Raw genomic sequence first — 16,547 nt, 5'->3', positions numbered from 1 at the left:
GGGTCCAAAGATCAAATTTGAATCAGTAATATCCAAATATTGCCGGAGCGCAGGAAATGTTAAAATTGTAATTCGCTTTCTTCTTCCAGGTTATGGAGCGCGATGTGCAGCTTGTGGTCTTTCACAAAGTTGCACCATGGGCAATCTTCTTTACCACACCCGGTATAGAAGTCTTTATTCTGGATTTTGGTCCAGGTGTCCACGATTTGCTGTGTCACGGTTGCGATATCCTCTGCTGTAATGAACACTTTTTCCTTGTGATATACCTTTTGCTTATTTGGCTCGATGAAGTCAAATTCTGTACTGGATACCTGCCAGCTTTTGGAGCGGTAATTATCCAGCATGATTTTATAAAACACCGCCTGACGCCAGTAGTCACCGCCGTTCGGATTCTTCTCGTTAGGGCGGTCGAACTTTTTGTAGTCTTTGATGGCTTTTTCATAATCACCGGTTTTGTAGTCTACTACATTCACCTGGTTGCCTTCAAATTCCAGTTTATCAACCTTTCCTTTGAGTGGTACACCACTCACCACGATATTGCGCACGTTCCTTTCCACACTCACGATCTTGTTCCAGGTGCCGATGTAGGTATCGTAGTAGTTGGCCAGAATTTCCTTACCATATTCCATTCTTCTTTCAAAGGATTCGCGGGTAAAGCATTCGCGGTTGCGGCGCATGCTCCATACAAAGTCTTTGATGAACTCTTCGCGGGTAGGGAAGGTGTTGTTGCCTGCTTCCTGCATTTTCTGGAAGAGTTTTTCCAGCGCATAGTGTACGGCAGAACCAAATTCAGTATTCTCGGAGCGTCCGGTGGGGATACGTACGAGGTTTTTATAAAAGAAGCCCAGCGGGCAATCGAGGTAGTTGTTCAGCGCCGTCACGTTCATGGTAAAGCTGGCGAGCAGGTTGTCGATGAACAATTGATCGGCACGAGCTATTTCAGGAGCCTGGTTTTTGCTGTAATGGAGGGATTCGAAGGCAAAAAGTGCATCTTCGGATAGCTCCACTTTTTCGTTGGGCAGCTGGTGTTGTTCCAGTATTTCGGTGATGAACATGCTGGGTTCCAGGGGTTTCCCATCCAGCCTGAATTCCGGGTAACTGATGTACAGGTATTTTTCTGCGCGGGTAATGGCCACATAAAAGAGGCGGCGCAGCTCCTGCTCATCTGTACTGGTAGATTGTGTCGCAAATACTGTATCGGGGAAGGAGAACCCGCTGTTATTTTTCTTTTTCTTTTCCCAGAGGTGCGAGTTGGTACCTGCCAGGAAAATATACTCGAATTCCAGTCCCTTTGAGCCGTGTGCAGTGATCAGGTTAATCCCTTTTTCATTGCCGGATACCTGTACCAGTGGGATAGGTATTTTGTTGTATTCCATGAGGTCTACCATCTCTACGAATGGCACAAGGCCCAGATCAGGATTGCGGCGGGTTTCTTCTTTAATAAAATCAAAGAGTGCCTGCAATACTTTCATCAGCCACATTTTCTCTGGCGAGTCCATGATATAGGAGAGGATGCCACCTTCACTGATAATGCTGGCAAAGAGTTGCTGCAGGGTGAGATTATGGGCTTCTTTGATCCACCTTTCCAGCATTTTGCTCATGTCCATCATGGCCTGTTCGGGTGCTTCGGTAAAGAGTGTAAGATTGCGGGTGGTCTGCCACTCCTGCAGGTATTGGCGCATGGAAGATTTTTCCGCATATCCTTTTTCGGCTACCCGTATACTCACTTTAGCTATTTCAACTGGTGGGATGTCGTAAAAATCAAAGTGCATGATTTTGAAGAGCAGATCATCTCCGCTATAAGGCGTATCCAGTTCTGCCGCCAGGTAGCGCAGAATGGTGAGTACTTTGCGTGCAAACGGAATCTCAAAAATATTTACATGCCTTTTGGAATAGGCAGGAATGCCTTTGAGACGGAAGTATTGTGCCAGTTCTTCGCCAAAGCGGTTCTCACGGTAGATCACGGCTATTTTGCCGGCAGGAACACCTTTTTCCAGCAGTGATACCATGGTGTTTGTCAACCCGGCCATTTCATCGCGAGGGGTGTTATAGCGCTGAATGACAGGTGTGATATTGAGGTGCATCAGCTTCTCGTTGCTGGACGTTAGTTGTTTGCTAAGGCCAGGCAGCTGATTTACCAGGCGGGAGTTGCCGTTATTGTCAATCAGGGTCATGGAGGCATCCAGGATATCCTGAACGGAGCGGTAGTTCTGTGTGAGTACGATGGTGCGCAGGGTTTCTGCAAAGCTACCGGCAAACTGTTCCATGTTCTCAATATTCGCACCCTGGAAACGGTAGATAGACTGGTCGTCATCGCCCACTACGAATACATTTGGCAGTTCTTCGCCATTGATGAGTTGCTGTATTAGCTTATTCTGGGTACCACTGGTATCCTGGTACTCATCGACGAGTATGTATTGAAAGCGTTCTTTGTAGTCAGCGAGGAGGTTAGGATTTTGTTCAAAAGCCCTGATCACCCAGTTAATCATATCATCAAAATCGTACCGGTTAGCGGCATGCATGAGAGAGTTGAATACGAGGAATTGCTCTACAGCGGCTTCCAGGCGTGCCATCTTTTCGATTTCAACTTCAATTTTATCGGTGCGGATCTCACCTTTTTTGAAATTTTTAGTCGCTCTTTTGCAAATGAATTCATCGCGGTTTGGCAGATCGTCTATATAAGTTTTGATAGCGCCTTTGATGTAATCAACTGTCCAGCCTTCCCGTTTCATGGTGGAAAAGAGGTTGGAGAGGTTGTTCATATCAAAGTACACATCGCCACGGTAGCGTTTAAGAGGATTCTGTTTATCAAAGCCGTCGATGAGTTTTTTGAGCAGCTGTATTTTTTCCAGTTCTGATATAGGATCGAGGCTGTTCTTTTCAAAATAGCCCAGGTTGTCCTGAATCACTTCATTACAGAAGGAATGAAAGGTATGGATATTGACACGGTAAGCATCGGGCCCGATGAAATCGGTGAGGCGCTTACGCATGGCTACAGTACCTGCATCGGTATATGTGAGGCAGAGAATGTTCTGTGGTAAAAAGTCGGTATCGCGCAGAATTTTGCCGATGCGCGATGCCAGGATCTGCGTTTTACCGGTACCGGGACCGGCAATCACCATCACAGGGCCTTCGGTATTATCGACAGCTTCCCGCTGCCGTTCATTTAACCGATTATACACTTCCTCGAAACGTTGTTGATATTGATCTCTGGACATGACTATAATTGAAAATGGATTAGCATCTGGCGACACTAAATTATATATGAAGTTATGGCAAAAATCTATCGGTTGCTGTATGAGCAGGGATTAAATGCATCAATACCGGAGGCATGGACGTTTTTTTCCCGGGGGTGGATAACCAGGAGAAAATCACGCCCTCGCATATGCGTTTTGATATTACTTTGCCGGTAGCAGATAAACCCATTTATGAGTTCTTTGCGTAATATTTAGGTGTTATAACAAGAAAGTTGATGGTTATTGGCAGAATGGCTATCTTAGTTATAGTTAAACCGACAACATTTGGAACAGGCTGCTGTTCATATTGATGAGCATTTACTGATTGAACGCTTGATTGCTGGTGACCCCAAAGCCAGGGAGTTATTGTATGACTACTATGGTCCAGCTCTATACAGTGTAATATTACAAGTGGTTCCTGATAATAAAAAGGCTGAGGACATCCTTACTACTGTATTTATACGTATATATAGTGAGGTTTACAACTACAAGCAATCTGGCAACGCCACGTTTTTCGGCTGGATGATGCGCCTGACAAGGGGAATAGCCCTTTCGGAGGGCGGTCATGCTACCGGGGAAGTAATGGGAGGGGTGGTGCTCCAGGGGCACAATCTGCTACAGCGATTTACCAACACCTTGCCACAGGATAAGCAGAAAGTTTTTTACCTGTGTTACTTTAAAGGCTTGCCCAAAGAAGCAGTTGCCCGAATGATAGGGGTAGATGCCGAAACGATAGCCGGACAGATGCGGGAAATAATGGTGGCTTTCAGAAACTTTTTAAGGAACTAATTGGAACTTGATCACTACATACAAAGCGGTATCATAGAGAGCTATGTACTTGGGCTTGCTACCAACGTAGAGGTAGAGGAGCTGCAATATATGCGTAGGCTCTACCCTGAACTCAACAGTGAAATAGCTGCTGTGGAGAAGCGTATGGAAAGAACAGCATTTGCGGAAGCTGTATCGCCTCCCGGGTGGCTGAAAGACCGGATCCTTCAGCGGATTAACTGGCAGGGGGAGGAATATCAGGATACTGCCGATTACCGCAAATCCAACCAAAACCACCAGGCCAGCTACAATACTACCTACATCAATATCCAGCCTAAGGATAATCAATACATCACCGTACACAAATGGTGGAAGGTTTTTTTCATTGCCGTATTTATTCTCTCAAAGGTTTGTCTGGCTTCGGCGATTTACTTCTACCTAAAATACCAGATGCAGGAAAAAAAACTGGAACAGGTAGCTCCCCGTGCAAAAGCTCCCATCAATTCCTGGTGATTTTATGGATATAACCATAAAAAAGTAATATAATTCAGATTTTAATTTGACATTTGCGCAGGCATGTGAAGTTGACCTTTGGGGGAACACATGGTTTCACCTCTTATTTTATTGTCCGCTGGATTTACAGGATTACATAGACAGTGGCATTATAGAATGCTACCTGCTGGGACTAGCCTCAGTAGAGGAGGAGGCATTGCTGGAACGCATGCGTTACATCTACCCTGAGCTGGAAACGGAAATTTCCATGGCCGAATATCGGTTGCAAAAAATCACCGAAGAAGGAGGTGTAACTCCTCCTGCAAAAGTCTGGAACAAGATTGCTGCTCAAATAAGCTGGGAAAAGATTCCCAGGAGCAGGAGGACATTGCCTGAAAATCCGACCTACGTTTTGCAGCCCCGCAACTACACTATGACTGTGAGCATCTGGTGGCGTTGTGCCGTTATTGCGATGGGGATGATTATCATTGGTTTATTGGCTACCACCCTGTATTTCTATAACCGTTTTCATCAGATGGAAGACCGTTTTCTTCGCATGCTGCCCAATATGGGGCAGCAACACCAAACCCATAGGTAGGTTTGGTACACTTCTTGTCTTTTCTAAATTCTGGCAAGTAACTAATTGCGTTACTGCCTTTTTAACATCTAAATATTTCTTACATGAAGCATCTTACATTAGCAGCATTGTGCTTGCTGGCATCTCTCTTCACCATATCCTGCAAGACCCAGTCAGGAGCAGCTACCAATACCAATGTGAGCGCAAGCAAGGGGAGTGTAAAAGGAAACTGGGTGATTACTGATATCAGCTTTGAAGGGATTCCTCAGCATTCAAAAGTTACTGTTTTTGATCAGGCTTCTTATAGTTGCTTTAAAGGTAGCCAGTGGGTATTTCCGAACAATGAAACAAATGGTTCTTATACCCTGACATCTACTGAAGATGGCTGTAGCACAGCTTCACAGCCTATTGTATGGTCTATCTACAAGGCCGGTGGCGTAGAAATGTTGCAGTTCAAAAAGATTGGTGGTGGTGTAAAGGCAAAGAATGTGGCAGAGGGATACCGTTTGGAGATCAGCTCCCTGGACAAAACAACAATGGTATGGAGAGCGGCCGTGAACTATGAGGACAAAACAGGATTTATTGTTTACACGCTACAGCGTAGCTAATGAATAAAACTGAAACCGGCTGCAATGGCCGGTTTTTTTATTTTATAGTTGTTGGGGACCTGCATGTTGCCTTGCAAAGCGCATAAATAGTTGTGCTAATTTATCCTGCTGTCCCTGCAGGTATATAAAATGGAACTTTCTCACCAGCTTGAAGTTTTTAACCGGCAGGATCTTAAATTCTCCTGCTTCCAGCTCCCGCTGTACTGCCTGTAGGGAGAGGAATGCAGCGCAAGGCGCATGGTGCAGGTAAGATTTTATACTCTCTGTACTACCCATGTACATGGCTATTTGCAGATCGGTCAGCTTTAGTTTTAATCTTTTCAGTTCATCGGTAATCACTTCGAGGGTACCTGAGCCATGTTCGCGCATGAGCAGGGGAATATTTTTCAGGTCGGCTGCATTGAGTGGTGTGTTATCGCCATAGTTGTAGTTTACATTTCCGATCAGTGCTATTTCGTCTTTGGCGAACTCCACATATTTAAGTACCGGATTCTTAGAGCGGCCTTCTATGAGGCCTAGCTGAATACTTTTGTCAAGGAGGGATTGTTCTATCTGTTCAGTATTGCCACTGATCAGGGATGCAGTTACTTCAGGGTAGCGTTGGTTAAACTGTGCCAGCAAGGGGGGGATAAAGTATTGCGCAATAGTGGTGCTTGCACCTAAAGCCAGCAGGCCACCCTGTTCATGTTTGAGCTGGTTGATCTCGTATTCGAGATTGCGGTAACTGGTAAAGATATCGTCTGCATGTTTGAGCATCACCTGTCCTGCACGGGTAATCTTGATACGGTTGCCTATTCGTTCGAAGAGGGCCATGCCCACCTGCTGTTCCAGCTCGTGAATGTGTTTGGTTACGGCGGGCTGGGAAATAAATAACTCTTCGGCTGCTTTGGTAAAGCTTAAGCGCCGGGCAACTGTATAAAACACTTTTAACCTGAAGTCCAACATGCGATAAATGTACGAAAATAAAAAGGCTGGCTTGTTATAGCCAGCCTTTTACAATAATTAAGCTTTCTTTTTGGCGTCAGTTGCTTTAGGGTCTTTGTTCTCCTTGTAACGTTTGTCAGGAGTACCATCTTTCTTTTTCGGGCCGGTGGCAGTTTTTGGTTCCTTGTTCTCTTTGTAACGTTTGTCGGGAGTACCGTCTTTTTTCAACTTTTGAGCATCCTGTTTAGCTTCGGTTTTAGGCTTGTCCTGTTTTTGCTGTGCGGCAGGAGTCTGTGCAAACGCGATAGAAGCACCCATGAGGAGGGCGAATACACCAGTCAGAAACTTTTTCATAGTGTTGTTCATTTAAATTAAAAAGTATAGAAAAATTTATATCAATGCTAGTATTTAAGCGACTGGTACTTAGAATTTTAAACCGTAGTTCTCACATATAAAATACGTATATATACGCTTGACTCAGAGCCTTTGTCAGACGTACCTTTGTATCACCTGACAATAAGATAATTAACCCCAAAAACTTATTGAATGTTCGAGAAAATGATGCATCGATTGTCTGACTATATATAACCCCTACTGTGATTTTAGTTCGTCCGTTAACCTCAAGAACGCGCATTGATATGCGAGGGCTGTTGGTTCACAACAGCCCTTTTTTATTTTAGTTATTTGTTTCTACCCACATGCCGTTTTCCCTGATCAGGTTTATCAGTTCATCTACAGCTACATCACTGTTCAATCCGCGTTTTACCACTTCTTTGCCTTTATAGAGGGTGATTTTACCAACGCCGCTGCCTACGTAGCCAAAGTCAGCGTCAGCCATTTCGCCGGGACCATTTACAATACAGCCCATGATGGCGATTTTCACTCCTTTGAGGTGATTGGTCACTGCCCTGATACGTGCAGTTGTTTCCTGCAGATCGAATAGGGTACGGCCACAGGAGGGGCAGGAGATATATTCAGTTTTAGAAATCCGGGTTCGGGTAGCCTGTAGAATACCAAAGGCTACATTGTTCAGCAATGTACGATCTACTGTACTTGCGGCAGTATCTGTTTTCACCAGCCATAAACCATCGCCAAAGCCGTCGAGCAGTAAGGCGCCGGTTTCAGTAGCGTAGTGAATGAGGTGCTCATCGTTGGTATGCTCAGCAGCGAGGCAGCGGAGGATAACCGGCAACTGTACATTTTGCTGTATCAGGGTCATGAATACCCTACGTATTTCAGGCATTGCATGCTGATTGGAAGAATGCAGACAAAGCACTACCGGTTTACCATTGTTCAATTGCAGGAGTAGTTCTTCTGTCAATGCAACACCGGTATTGATATCTACAAAGTTCAGTACTGCAGAAGTATTCTTAGCCTGTATAAACTCTTCGGCAGAGAAGAGCGGCATGTATTTTTCCTTGTCTTCAGCGGTTTCCCAGGTGGTGCCGGGAACGATCACTTTCAGTGTGCCTGGCAATGCAAATGAAAGCACCTCACGGCAAAACAGGTAGTCTGCCGCTGCATCGGCAATATTCCATTTGTCAGTAGCTGCATCATAATTATAGCCGATGCCTTTCAGGTCTTCAGGTGAAATATTTTGGGTGTCGCCCAGGTCAGCTACTACCACTGGTACCTGCTTGCCACCTACATTGCTGAAGGCAACAGATTCGCGGCGTTTGTAATTGAAGGGAGAGTAAGGTACCTGTTCAACAGGAGGAATTGGTGTGTGGTGCTGGCGGTTAGTATAGCGTTTTACCAGGTCGCGGCATACAGGCAATTCGAATTCCGGATCTTCTGTGAGCGAGACACGGATGGTATCGCCAATACCATCTTCCAGCAGGGTACCGATACCAACGGCAGATTTGATACGACCGTCTTCGCCATCACCCGCTTCTGTTACGCCAAGGTGCAACGGGTAGCAATGGCCCAGTTCTTCCTGCATGGTCTGAATGAGCAGGCGGTAAGCCTGTACCATTACCTGTGGGTTGCTGGCTTTCATGCTCAGGATGATGTTGCGGTAGCTGAGGTCTTCTGCGATGCGGAGAAACTCCATGGCGCTTTCCACCATACCCATAGGGGTATCGCCATAGCGGCTCATGATGCGATCGCTGAGGGAGCCATGGTTAGTACCGATACGCATAGCGGTACCATATTCTTTACAGATATTCACCAGCGGGGTGAATTGCTTGCGAATACGGTCTGTTTCAGCCAGGTATTCACTGTCTGTATAATTGATGGTCTCAAATTTCTTTTTATCTACGAAGTTGCCGGGGTTGATACGCACTTTTTCCACGATGCGGGCTGCTACTTCAGCGGCATTGGGAGTGAAGTGAATATCGGCCACAAGGGGAGTATGATAGCCTCTTTTACGCAGTTCGTTTTTGATGGGCAGCAGGTTTTCTGCTTCTTTTTTGCTGGGCGCAGTGATACGCACCAGTTCGGAGCCCGCTTCGATACAACGGATGGCCTGCTCTACAGTAGCCTGGGTGTTCATTGTATCTGTAGTCGTCATGGTCTGGATACGCACAGGGTTAAAATTCCCTATCAACAAATCTCCTACCTTAACTTCCAGCGTAGCCAACCGTTTATACTCCGTCAGTGAATTACAATATAACTGCATAGTTCGAAAAAATATCCAGGACAAAGGTAACAAAAAGCATCACGTGGGATGTTAAATCACCAATCCTTATCGACAGGCACAACTTGTCCTTTGGCCTTTTTCATTTTGTCCTGCAGTTTCTTTTCCTCCTGACCTAAAGCCTGCAGGTATCGCTCTGCCTCTTGCTTGTCCAGTTTGCTGGGTTGGGGTTGTGGCTTTTCGTCCTGCTGATCTTTGTTCTGGTCTTTGTTGTCTTTATTCTGCTGGTCTTTGTTATTTTTATTCTGATCCTTGTTGTCCTTGTTCTGTTGATCCTTATTTTGATCTTTTTTATCCTGGTTATCCTTATTGTCTTTATTCTTGTCTTTGTTCTTATCCTTGTTCTGCTGGTCTTTGTTATCCTTATTATCATTTCCTCCTCCGCCTTGCTGTTGTTTTTTCAGCATGGCCTGGGCATAGGCAAGGTTATAACGCGCCTGTTCATCAGAAGGGTTCATCTTAAGGGCTTCTTTGTAGGCTTTAATGCTTTCTTCCCATTTTTTTCCTTCCATAAAGGTGTTGCCGATGTTGTAGCTGGCATCGGCTTTCTGTGTTTTGTTCGGCGCCATCTTGAAGCTGTTCAGGTATTGGGCACGGGCATCGTCATAGCGTTTTTGCTCGTACATGGAGTTACCCAGGTTATACCTGCCTTCTACAGATGCCTGGTTTACATCCAGGGCTTTCTTATAGTTGGCTTCAGCATCGGTGTATTGCTTTTTTGCGTACAGCTCATTGCCTTTACGAATGTACTTATTACCATTCTGTGCGAAGGAATAGCTACAAATGCAGAGGAACATGCCAGTCAGCAACAGGTGATATGTCAGGTTATTCTTTCTCATGGTTTTTCTGTAGCAGTAACAACATTGGCACGGGTGCCGCGCTTTATTTCCGGAATAAAGAACTCAGCTACCAGCAGTATTAAGCTAATAACGAGAAAATATTGGAAATAACTATTGTAGTCTGTAAAAATATTCTCTCCGAACTCTTTCTGTTCCATACTATCTATTCTATGGATCAGTGAGTTCACTACCTCTTCAGTATTATTATCCAGGTGTTCGTAAATGCCTTTACCTGCGGCAGCGATAGATTTCAGTTCATCTTCATTCAGTTTGGAGATGACGGTGTTTCCATCTTTATCTTTTTTGTAGGTGCCGGTTTCAAGATCGGGCAATGGAGATCCGGTAGTAGAACCAATACCAATGGTATTGATCACCACTCCGGCGTCGAAAGCTGCATTTGCTTTTGAAATGGCGGCTTCGTCATGATCTTCCCCATCGGAGATAATGATGAGTGATTTGTGTTTTCGTTCTTTCTTATTGAAGGCGTCGTCACTCACCGCGATGGCCTGACCGATAGCTGTACCCTGAGTAGGGATCATATCCGGACTTACGGTGCTCAGGTACATTTTGGCGGCGGAGTAATCGATGGTCAGGGGCATTTGCAGGTAAGCATTACCAGCAAATACAACGAGGCCAACACGGTCGTTATCCAGTTTATCAACCAGTTTGGAAATTAATTGTTTGGCGCGGGTAAGGCGGTCGGGTTTTACATCGCCGGCCAGCATACTCTTACTCACGTCCAGCGCAATGACAACATCCACCCCTTTGCGGGTAATTTTTTCCATGCGGCTTCCTTTTTGGATGTTGGCTAATCCCAGAACGCCGAAAAAGAAGGCAAGGAAAATGAGCAGGAAGCGGAAGGCAAAACGCCGGCGGGAGTAGCCAGTGAATAACTTCTCTACCAGTACAGGGTCACCCAATTTGCGGATTGAGCTGCGCTTCCACCAGGAAATGCTGATGAATGCCAGTTGCAATACCAGCAGCAGTGCTAAGGCCCATAAATATTCGCTATGCTGAAAACGTAACATCATAGGGATCAAATATAAATTTTTTAGTACGTTTTACACTATTATGAGGTAAGGATTTAGGAGATTTTTAACGTAGGCGGGAGAACCGGGCAGGGTTGTTGACCGAAGCAACGAATTGATTGACAGAGTCAAGTGATTTTTTCAGGCATGAAAAAGGGTCGTTTTAGCGACCCTTTTCCCAAATTATTTATTTGTGTCCTTCCAGATAACCGGCGTCCTGGAGAATGCTTTTCGTGATATTCATTCTCACTTTTTCCATGTCAATGTTCGGATTATCTGTTTCAAGGTTGAGAACAAAGAAGGCAGGATGTCCATTTTCTTCAATCCAACCTACCATCCAGCCGATTTGTTTTTTACCTTCCTGGCCCCAGCCGGTTTTGTAGCTAAGTTCGTACTTAGGTGTTTTTTCCATCAGCATTACGGCACGTACCCATTGCATAGACAGTTTATGGAAAGGCAATTCATCGAAGTAGAGTTTTTTCACAAAGCCCAGTTCTTCGTCAGGAGAAATGCGGAGGCTATTGTCCAGCCAAAAGGTATCGATACGGCTCAATTTCATGTTGCCATATTTCACGGTATCCAGCCAGTGCTGCATTACAGGTTTGGTAATGCGGCGGGCTACCTCCTGGAAGTAAGGAACTGCAGATAAGTGGAAAGCCTGTTGCATGCTCAGGTTACGATCCCACACTGAATCTGCTCCCTGGTGATGTACGCCATTCCAGGGAATAACTGTGGCAGTATCTTTGATCGCACCGGTTTCCAGGCCAACCAGGGAGTTGAAGATCTTGAAGGTGGAAGCCGGCAGGAAGCGTTCTTTGGCACGGTCAATATTATATACCTTAAAAGAGCCCTGTCCGTTGTCAAACAACATAAAGGTGCCTTCTACCTTATTTTCGGTAAAGTACTTTTCCCATTCTTTCTGAATATGGACATTGTTCGGTGCGCAGGCATTCACCAGGATCGCCATCAGCAGTAGCAGCCAACCGGTTTGTTTCATCATAGCAAAATTTTGATCCTGCAAAAGTAATATATAAAAGGAAGAAGCCCACCTGGGAGGCGGGCTTCTGAATTATTTAATCACACCTAGTTCCTTTCCTACCTTGGTAAAGGCAGCAATGGCTTTGTCCAGGTGGGCCTGTTCGTGAGCGGCACTCAGCTGAACGCGGATACGTGCCTGACCTTTTGCCACCACCGGGAAGAAGAAGCCTATGACGTAGATTCCCTCTTTTAGTAGTTTTTCGGCAAATTGTTGGCTGAGCACGGCATCGTACAGCATCACCGGAACGATCGGGTGATCGCCTGGCTTGATGTCGAAGCCAGCTTCTGTCATTTTGGTGCGGAAGTATTTGGTATTGTATTCCAGTTTATCGCGAAGTTCGGTAGTAGAACTAAGCATATCCAGCACAGCTATAGAGGCGCCTACGATGCTGGGAGCAACGGAGTTGGAGAAGAGGTAAGGACGGCTACGCTGACGGAGCATGTCAATGATCTCTTTTTTACCGCTGGTGAAACCACCAGATGCACCACCGAGTGCTTTACCAAGCGTACCAGTGATGATATCGATACGACCCATTACGTTTCTATATTCGTGGGTACCGCGGCCGGTTTTGCCCAGGAAGCCGGAAGAATGGCTTTCGTCGATCATTACGATGGCATCATATTTATCTGCCAGGTCACAGATCTTATCGAGCTGGGCAATGGTGCCGTCCATGCTGAAAGAACCGTCTGTGACAATGACACGACTGCGAAGACCGGCAGTTTCCTGCAGTTTGGCTTCGAGGTCAGCCATATTATTATGTTCATAGCGGTAGCGCTGTGCTTTACACAAACGGACACCATCTATAATAGAAGCATGGTTAAGGGCATCGGAGATGATGGCATCCTGCTCATTGAACAGGGGTTCGAATACACCTCCATTGGCATCGAAAGCCGCAACGTAGAGGATAGTATCTTCAGTACCAAGGAATTGTGCAATTTTTTGCTCCAACTCCCGGTGAATATCCTGTGTACCGCATATAAAGCGCACACTACTCATTCCATATCCATGTGTATCGATCGCATCTTTTGCAGCCTGCACCACCTTGGGGTTACTGGAAAGGCCGAGGTAGTTGTTGGCGCAAAAGTTGAGAACTGTATTGCCACCTACCTGGATTTCGGCACCCTGTTCAGAGGTGATAATCCTTTCGTTTTTAAAAAGGCCGGCAGTACGGATCTCATTTAGTTCCTCCTGCAGGCGGGCAATGAATTTTTCGTTCATAGTAGCAGATTTTGTAACCGGGTTCAAAGTTATGGCAATAAATGTATTACGATTCGGGGACCTGGGGAGCGAATTCTGACAGTTCTATAAAAAGTTTGACGGGGCTGTAACATTTGGTTAAAGCTCTGCGTCATAATAATGTCTGCACCCTGATCCTGTTTACCCAGGAGTAATGATCCGGACTGAATATTTCCGCGCTGTATGTAGTGAAAGATGGCTTAAGCGCCCGCGGGAATGCTGCCATCCGGAGAAAGCGGGGAAATATAGCAGAAAATTATGGTACGTAGTTGGGCACGACAAGAGGAAGAGATTGCGTTAAAAGTAATTGTCGGACATTAGCACTAAAAATCCTGCAACACCTGGATGACGGAAAAGGAGTACAACAAATGCGTGGATCTGTACGCGGATAATCTCTTCCGGTTTATAGTAAAGAACCTCGATCATACAGAGGATGCGAGAGACGTGGTACAGAATGCGTTTGAAATATTGTGGAAACATTGTATAGATGTGCCTTTTGAAAAGGCCAAGTCTTATCTCTTTACAGTAGCTTACCACAATATGATCGACCATGTCCGTAAGGTAAAGCGGATTACGCTGGTGGACGAGTTCAAGGAAGAGACAAGGATCAGCGAGCAGAAAGTGAACGACGCCAGGAAAGTATTGGAGAAGGCATTGGATAAGCTAACTGATGTACAACGGTCCCTGATTCTGTTAAAGGACTATGAGGGATACAGTTATGAGGAGATAGGAGAGATCATGCAGCTGAACCCATCCCAGGTAAAAGTATACCTGCATAGGGCAAGGTTGCATCTGAAGCAGTATCTTGGCAAAATTGAAAATGTAATTTGATCTGATTATTAATTATTTATCAGACTTTGGCGATAAATATTGACATATCTAACTATGAGGAGTACCTGCTGAGTGCCGTAGATGGTGAATTAAATGATGAAGAGCAGGTCGCGTTGGAGGTTTTCCTTCAGCAGCACCCGAAATACAGGCAGGAATTACTCTTGCTGCAATCGGCGCGTATAGTGCCTGATAGCGAACTACGCTTTGATGGTAAGGAAATGTTGTACAGGCAATCGGACGCCAATACACTTTCTGTCGGAAACTATGAAGGCTTCCTGCTGGAATATATAGATAATGAACTGAACAGGGATGACAGACAAAAGATTGAAGCGCTTGCTCAGCAACATCCACATATCAGCCAGGAGCTGCGTCTGCTGGAGGCATCCAGGCTGAAGCCGGATTTAACCGTTAAATTTGGAGATAAGTCAACGCTCTATAGAAATACGCAGCGTGTACGTGGTATATGGTGGTGGGCTGCCGCGGCAGCGGTGGTAGCAGGAGTGGCGGTGATAACTCTCCCTCCGCGTAATAGAGAAACACAAGATCAGGGTACTGAACTGGCGGTGCAACATCAGCATCCAGCTGTATCCACCCCTTCGGCACCTATACCTCAGCAATCAGCAATAGAGAAGCTGGCTGTAAATAATAGTGCTCCACAGATAGCGAGCACCCGACCTGTCCCAGCGCAACATGAAACGCCTGTGCCATCAGCTCCTCAACAAGCTCCTGCTGCAACAGTCATCACAAAGCAGGAAGACAACCCGGCTTCTGTAGCTCTGAACAAGCTGCCTCAGCCTGAAAGCACAACCAGCGAGATCGTGCAGCAGCTGAAAGATCAAAAGGAACAGCAGCAAATTGCTAACGCAGGAATATCTAATGAAACTGATAAAGCACCGGTAATCGCCAAATCGGATAGCAATAAAGAAGATGCCATGAATACCCGGGTAACGGAAGCGTCCAGGCCCGTTCAGGGAGAACTTGTTGTGTCAGTGACAATGAGAGGAGATAGTAAAATATTAAATGGAGTCGCAAACGTAGCGCGATTCTTTTCCAAAAAGAAAAAATAAGCAGAGCAATGCTGTTGTCAGGACGGCAATATTAGATGTAAGAACTATCAATATGAAGTGTAAAGTATTACGCTGTTTAATTTTATTGCTTTTCATCTGCGCCGGTGTTCATGCCCAGACCGCCGACACTATCCAGGTGAAAGGATTGATTATTGTACAGGGAAAAGATGCCAAGGGCAAGCGCATCTTTAAGGTATATAATGATACCGCATATGCCCGTACTCAACTGAAACGCAATTTACAAACACGTTGGTTCGTTTTGGACCTGGGATATAATAATTATATAGACCGGAGTGATTATAACGGGGCTGCTGCATACGCCCTTTATGGTTCACCCAGTGATATATATTATGACGAGCTGAATAAGTCATACACCTATTCAGCAGCCGGGTTAAATACCCTGGCCCCCAGAACGGGGAGTTCACCACTCACGCCATCGGAGTTTAAGTTGATCGCCGGCAAGTCGGTAAATGTCAATATCTGGTTGTTTCAACAGCGGCTGAACATATACAGGCATAAACTGAACCTGATTTATTCGCTGGGGGTGGAGATGAACAACTATCGTTTTGCCCGTAATATTACTTACGTTCCCGGTTATCCAACTACTATTATGAGGGATACCGTGAGCTTTTCAAAGAATAAGTTGTTTGTAGAGTATTTGAGTGTGCCGGTCATGTTGAATTTTAACAGCAATCCCGCCCGCCCTTCGCGTGCTTTCAAAATGAGCATGGGTATTATGGGTGGTTACCTTGTAAAAGCCCGTACAAAGCAGATAAGCAAGGAACGGGGAAAGGTAAAGAAAGTTGACGATTTTAACCTTAATAAATGGAGACTCAGTATTACCGGAGATGTGGGATATGGTCCTGTTAAGCTGTATGGCAACTTTGCATTGACGCCATTACATGATTACGGTCTTGAGCAATACCCATTTTCAGTGGGATTACGCTTCAATGGTTTTTAAGTACTGCAGATCAAATATGTGTTAGTATGCGCTCATTCATTACGTTTATGGTTTGTACCGGGTTTATTATCTGGGCCCACTCATGTGATAAGAGGATAGTAGGTGTAAAGATCTATGGTCATGGGCCAGATTCGAATCCTGGTCAGGATGGTCTGGCTCAGAAAGAATCACGTTCGCCTGCACCTATCTTTATAGCCAATGCTGCTAACAGGCATTATGCTGACTCTATTCTGCTGCTGAAAAAGGATCTCTTCATTTTGAGATAGGACAGGAGAACCCCGTCCGCTGCTCACCTTTATACTC

General features: G+C 45.4%; 16 protein-coding genes and 1 pseudogene. 8 read left to right on the top strand and 9 right to left on the bottom strand.

From position 1 onward, the window contains the following. Positions 1-59 precede the first annotated feature (59 nt). A complete protein-coding gene (locus tag ABDW16_RS10275) occupies positions 60-3,218 on the bottom strand; it encodes an ATP-dependent DNA helicase (protein ID WP_343669514.1) in 3,159 nt (1,052 codons plus the stop codon). A 303-nt stretch (positions 3,219-3,521) separates the two neighbouring features. Here ABDW16_RS10275 and ABDW16_RS10270 point away from each other — a divergent pair, with 303 nt between their 5' ends. The 4 genes from ABDW16_RS10270 (at position 3,522) to ABDW16_RS10255 (ending at position 5,681) form a co-directional block, all read left to right on the top strand. After that, positions 3,522-4,025 carry a sigma-70 family RNA polymerase sigma factor gene (locus ABDW16_RS10270; protein ID WP_343669512.1) on the top strand — a complete coding sequence of 168 codons (504 nt, stop codon included), beginning with the start codon at positions 3,522-3,524 and terminating at the stop codon, positions 4,023-4,025. Then, positions 4,026-4,517: a hypothetical protein gene (locus tag ABDW16_RS10265; protein WP_343669510.1), complete on the top strand. Its 492-nt coding sequence runs from the start codon at positions 4,026-4,028 to the stop codon at positions 4,515-4,517. 46 nt (positions 4,518-4,563) lie between these two features. Continuing rightward, positions 4,564-5,094, top strand: a complete 531-nt coding sequence (locus ABDW16_RS10260) for a hypothetical protein (RefSeq protein WP_343669508.1) — start codon at positions 4,564-4,566, stop codon at positions 5,092-5,094. 83 nt (positions 5,095-5,177) lie between these two features. Next, entirely contained in the window at positions 5,178-5,681 is a 504-nt protein-coding gene (locus ABDW16_RS10255) for a hypothetical protein (protein WP_343669507.1), read from the top strand. Between the two features lie 42 nt (positions 5,682-5,723). Here ABDW16_RS10255 and ABDW16_RS10250 read toward each other — a convergent pair whose 3' ends face one another. From ABDW16_RS10250 to kbl, 8 genes and pseudogenes are all read right to left on the bottom strand, one after another. Continuing rightward, on the bottom strand, positions 5,724-6,626 hold the full coding sequence (locus ABDW16_RS10250) for a LysR substrate-binding domain-containing protein (RefSeq protein ID WP_343669505.1): 903 nt from the start codon (positions 6,624-6,626) through the stop codon (positions 5,724-5,726). Positions 6,627-6,683: 57 nt separating this feature from the next. After that, complete coding sequence (locus tag ABDW16_RS10245; RefSeq protein WP_343669504.1) at positions 6,684-6,959, bottom strand: hypothetical protein; 276 nt, start codon at positions 6,957-6,959, stop codon at positions 6,684-6,686. 322 nt (positions 6,960-7,281) lie between these two features. Then, on the bottom strand, positions 7,282-8,013 hold the full coding sequence (locus ABDW16_RS10240) for a flavodoxin-dependent (E)-4-hydroxy-3-methylbut-2-enyl-diphosphate synthase (RefSeq protein ID WP_343669583.1): 732 nt from the start codon (positions 8,011-8,013) through the stop codon (positions 7,282-7,284). A gap of 327 nt (positions 8,014-8,340) precedes the next feature. After that, positions 8,341-9,225 (bottom strand): annotated as a pseudogene (gene ispG / locus ABDW16_RS10235) ((E)-4-hydroxy-3-methylbut-2-enyl-diphosphate synthase); the annotation flags it as partial. Positions 9,226-9,281: 56 nt separating this feature from the next. Then, positions 9,282-10,082, bottom strand: coding sequence for a tetratricopeptide repeat protein (locus ABDW16_RS10230; protein WP_343669502.1), 801 nt, complete (start codon positions 10,080-10,082; stop codon positions 9,282-9,284). Next, the gene (locus ABDW16_RS10225; RefSeq protein WP_343669501.1) at positions 10,079-11,113 is read right to left on the bottom strand and encodes a VWA domain-containing protein; all 1,035 of its coding nucleotides are present in this window, start codon (positions 11,111-11,113) and stop codon (positions 10,079-10,081) included. Before ABDW16_RS10225 ends, ABDW16_RS10230 begins: the two co-directional genes overlap by 4 nt. A 184-nt stretch (positions 11,114-11,297) precedes the next feature. Then, positions 11,298-12,110 carry a penicillin-binding transpeptidase domain-containing protein gene (locus tag ABDW16_RS10220; RefSeq protein WP_343669500.1) on the bottom strand — a complete coding sequence of 271 codons (813 nt, stop codon included), beginning with the start codon at positions 12,108-12,110 and terminating at the stop codon, positions 11,298-11,300. A gap of 69 nt (positions 12,111-12,179) precedes the next feature. Further along, entirely contained in the window at positions 12,180-13,367 is a 1,188-nt protein-coding gene (kbl, locus tag ABDW16_RS10215) for a glycine C-acetyltransferase (protein ID WP_343669498.1), read from the bottom strand. Positions 13,368-13,730: 363 nt separating this feature from the next. Here kbl and ABDW16_RS10210 point away from each other — a divergent pair, with 363 nt between their 5' ends. Genes ABDW16_RS10210 through ABDW16_RS10195 form a run of 4 tightly spaced genes read left to right on the top strand, consistent with a single transcriptional unit; the run spans position 13,731 to position 16,510 of the window. After that, on the top strand, positions 13,731-14,216 hold the full coding sequence (locus ABDW16_RS10210; protein ID WP_343669497.1) for an RNA polymerase sigma factor: 486 nt from the start codon (positions 13,731-13,733) through the stop codon (positions 14,214-14,216). Positions 14,217-14,242: 26 nt separating this feature from the next. Beyond that, positions 14,243-15,283, top strand: coding sequence for a hypothetical protein (locus ABDW16_RS10205; RefSeq protein ID WP_343669495.1), 1,041 nt, complete (start codon positions 14,243-14,245; stop codon positions 15,281-15,283). Between the two features lie 52 nt (positions 15,284-15,335). Then, positions 15,336-16,244, top strand: coding sequence for an outer membrane beta-barrel protein (locus ABDW16_RS10200; RefSeq protein WP_343669493.1), 909 nt, complete (start codon positions 15,336-15,338; stop codon positions 16,242-16,244). Between the two features lie 26 nt (positions 16,245-16,270). Next, entirely contained in the window at positions 16,271-16,510 is a 240-nt protein-coding gene (locus tag ABDW16_RS10195) for a hypothetical protein (RefSeq protein WP_343669491.1), read from the top strand. The last annotated feature ends 37 nt before the right edge of the window (positions 16,511-16,547 follow it).

The organism is Chitinophaga sp. (assembly GCF_039596135.1).
Lineage (GTDB): Bacteria > Bacteroidota > Bacteroidia > Chitinophagales > Chitinophagaceae > Chitinophaga.
This window is presented reverse-complemented; position numbering and strand designations above follow the sequence as displayed.

Coding starts and splice junctions, on each gene's coding strand:
- ABDW16_RS10275 (WP_343669514.1), bottom strand. CDS start 3,218: ATGTCCAGAGATCAATATCAACAACGTTTCGAGGAAGTGTATAATCGG.
- ABDW16_RS10255 (WP_343669507.1), top strand. CDS start 5,178: ATGAAGCATCTTACATTAGCAGCATTGTGCTTGCTGGCATCTCTCTTC.
- ABDW16_RS10250 (WP_343669505.1), bottom strand. CDS start 6,626: ATGTTGGACTTCAGGTTAAAAGTGTTTTATACAGTTGCCCGGCGCTTA.
- ABDW16_RS10245 (WP_343669504.1), bottom strand. CDS start 6,959: ATGAAAAAGTTTCTGACTGGTGTATTCGCCCTCCTCATGGGTGCTTCT.
- ABDW16_RS10240 (WP_343669583.1), bottom strand. CDS start 8,013: ATGCCGCTCTTCTCTGCCGAAGAGTTTATACAGGCTAAGAATACTTCT.
- ABDW16_RS10230 (WP_343669502.1), bottom strand. CDS start 10,082: ATGAGAAAGAATAACCTGACATATCACCTGTTGCTGACTGGCATGTTC.
- ABDW16_RS10225 (WP_343669501.1), bottom strand. CDS start 11,113: ATGATGTTACGTTTTCAGCATAGCGAATATTTATGGGCCTTAGCACTG.
- ABDW16_RS10220 (WP_343669500.1), bottom strand. CDS start 12,110: ATGATGAAACAAACCGGTTGGCTGCTACTGCTGATGGCGATCCTGGTG.
- kbl (WP_343669498.1), bottom strand. CDS start 13,367: ATGAACGAAAAATTCATTGCCCGCCTGCAGGAGGAACTAAATGAGATC.
- ABDW16_RS10210 (WP_343669497.1), top strand. CDS start 13,731: ATGACGGAAAAGGAGTACAACAAATGCGTGGATCTGTACGCGGATAAT.
- ABDW16_RS10200 (WP_343669493.1), top strand. CDS start 15,336: ATGAAGTGTAAAGTATTACGCTGTTTAATTTTATTGCTTTTCATCTGC.
- ABDW16_RS10195 (WP_343669491.1), top strand. CDS start 16,271: ATGCGCTCATTCATTACGTTTATGGTTTGTACCGGGTTTATTATCTGG.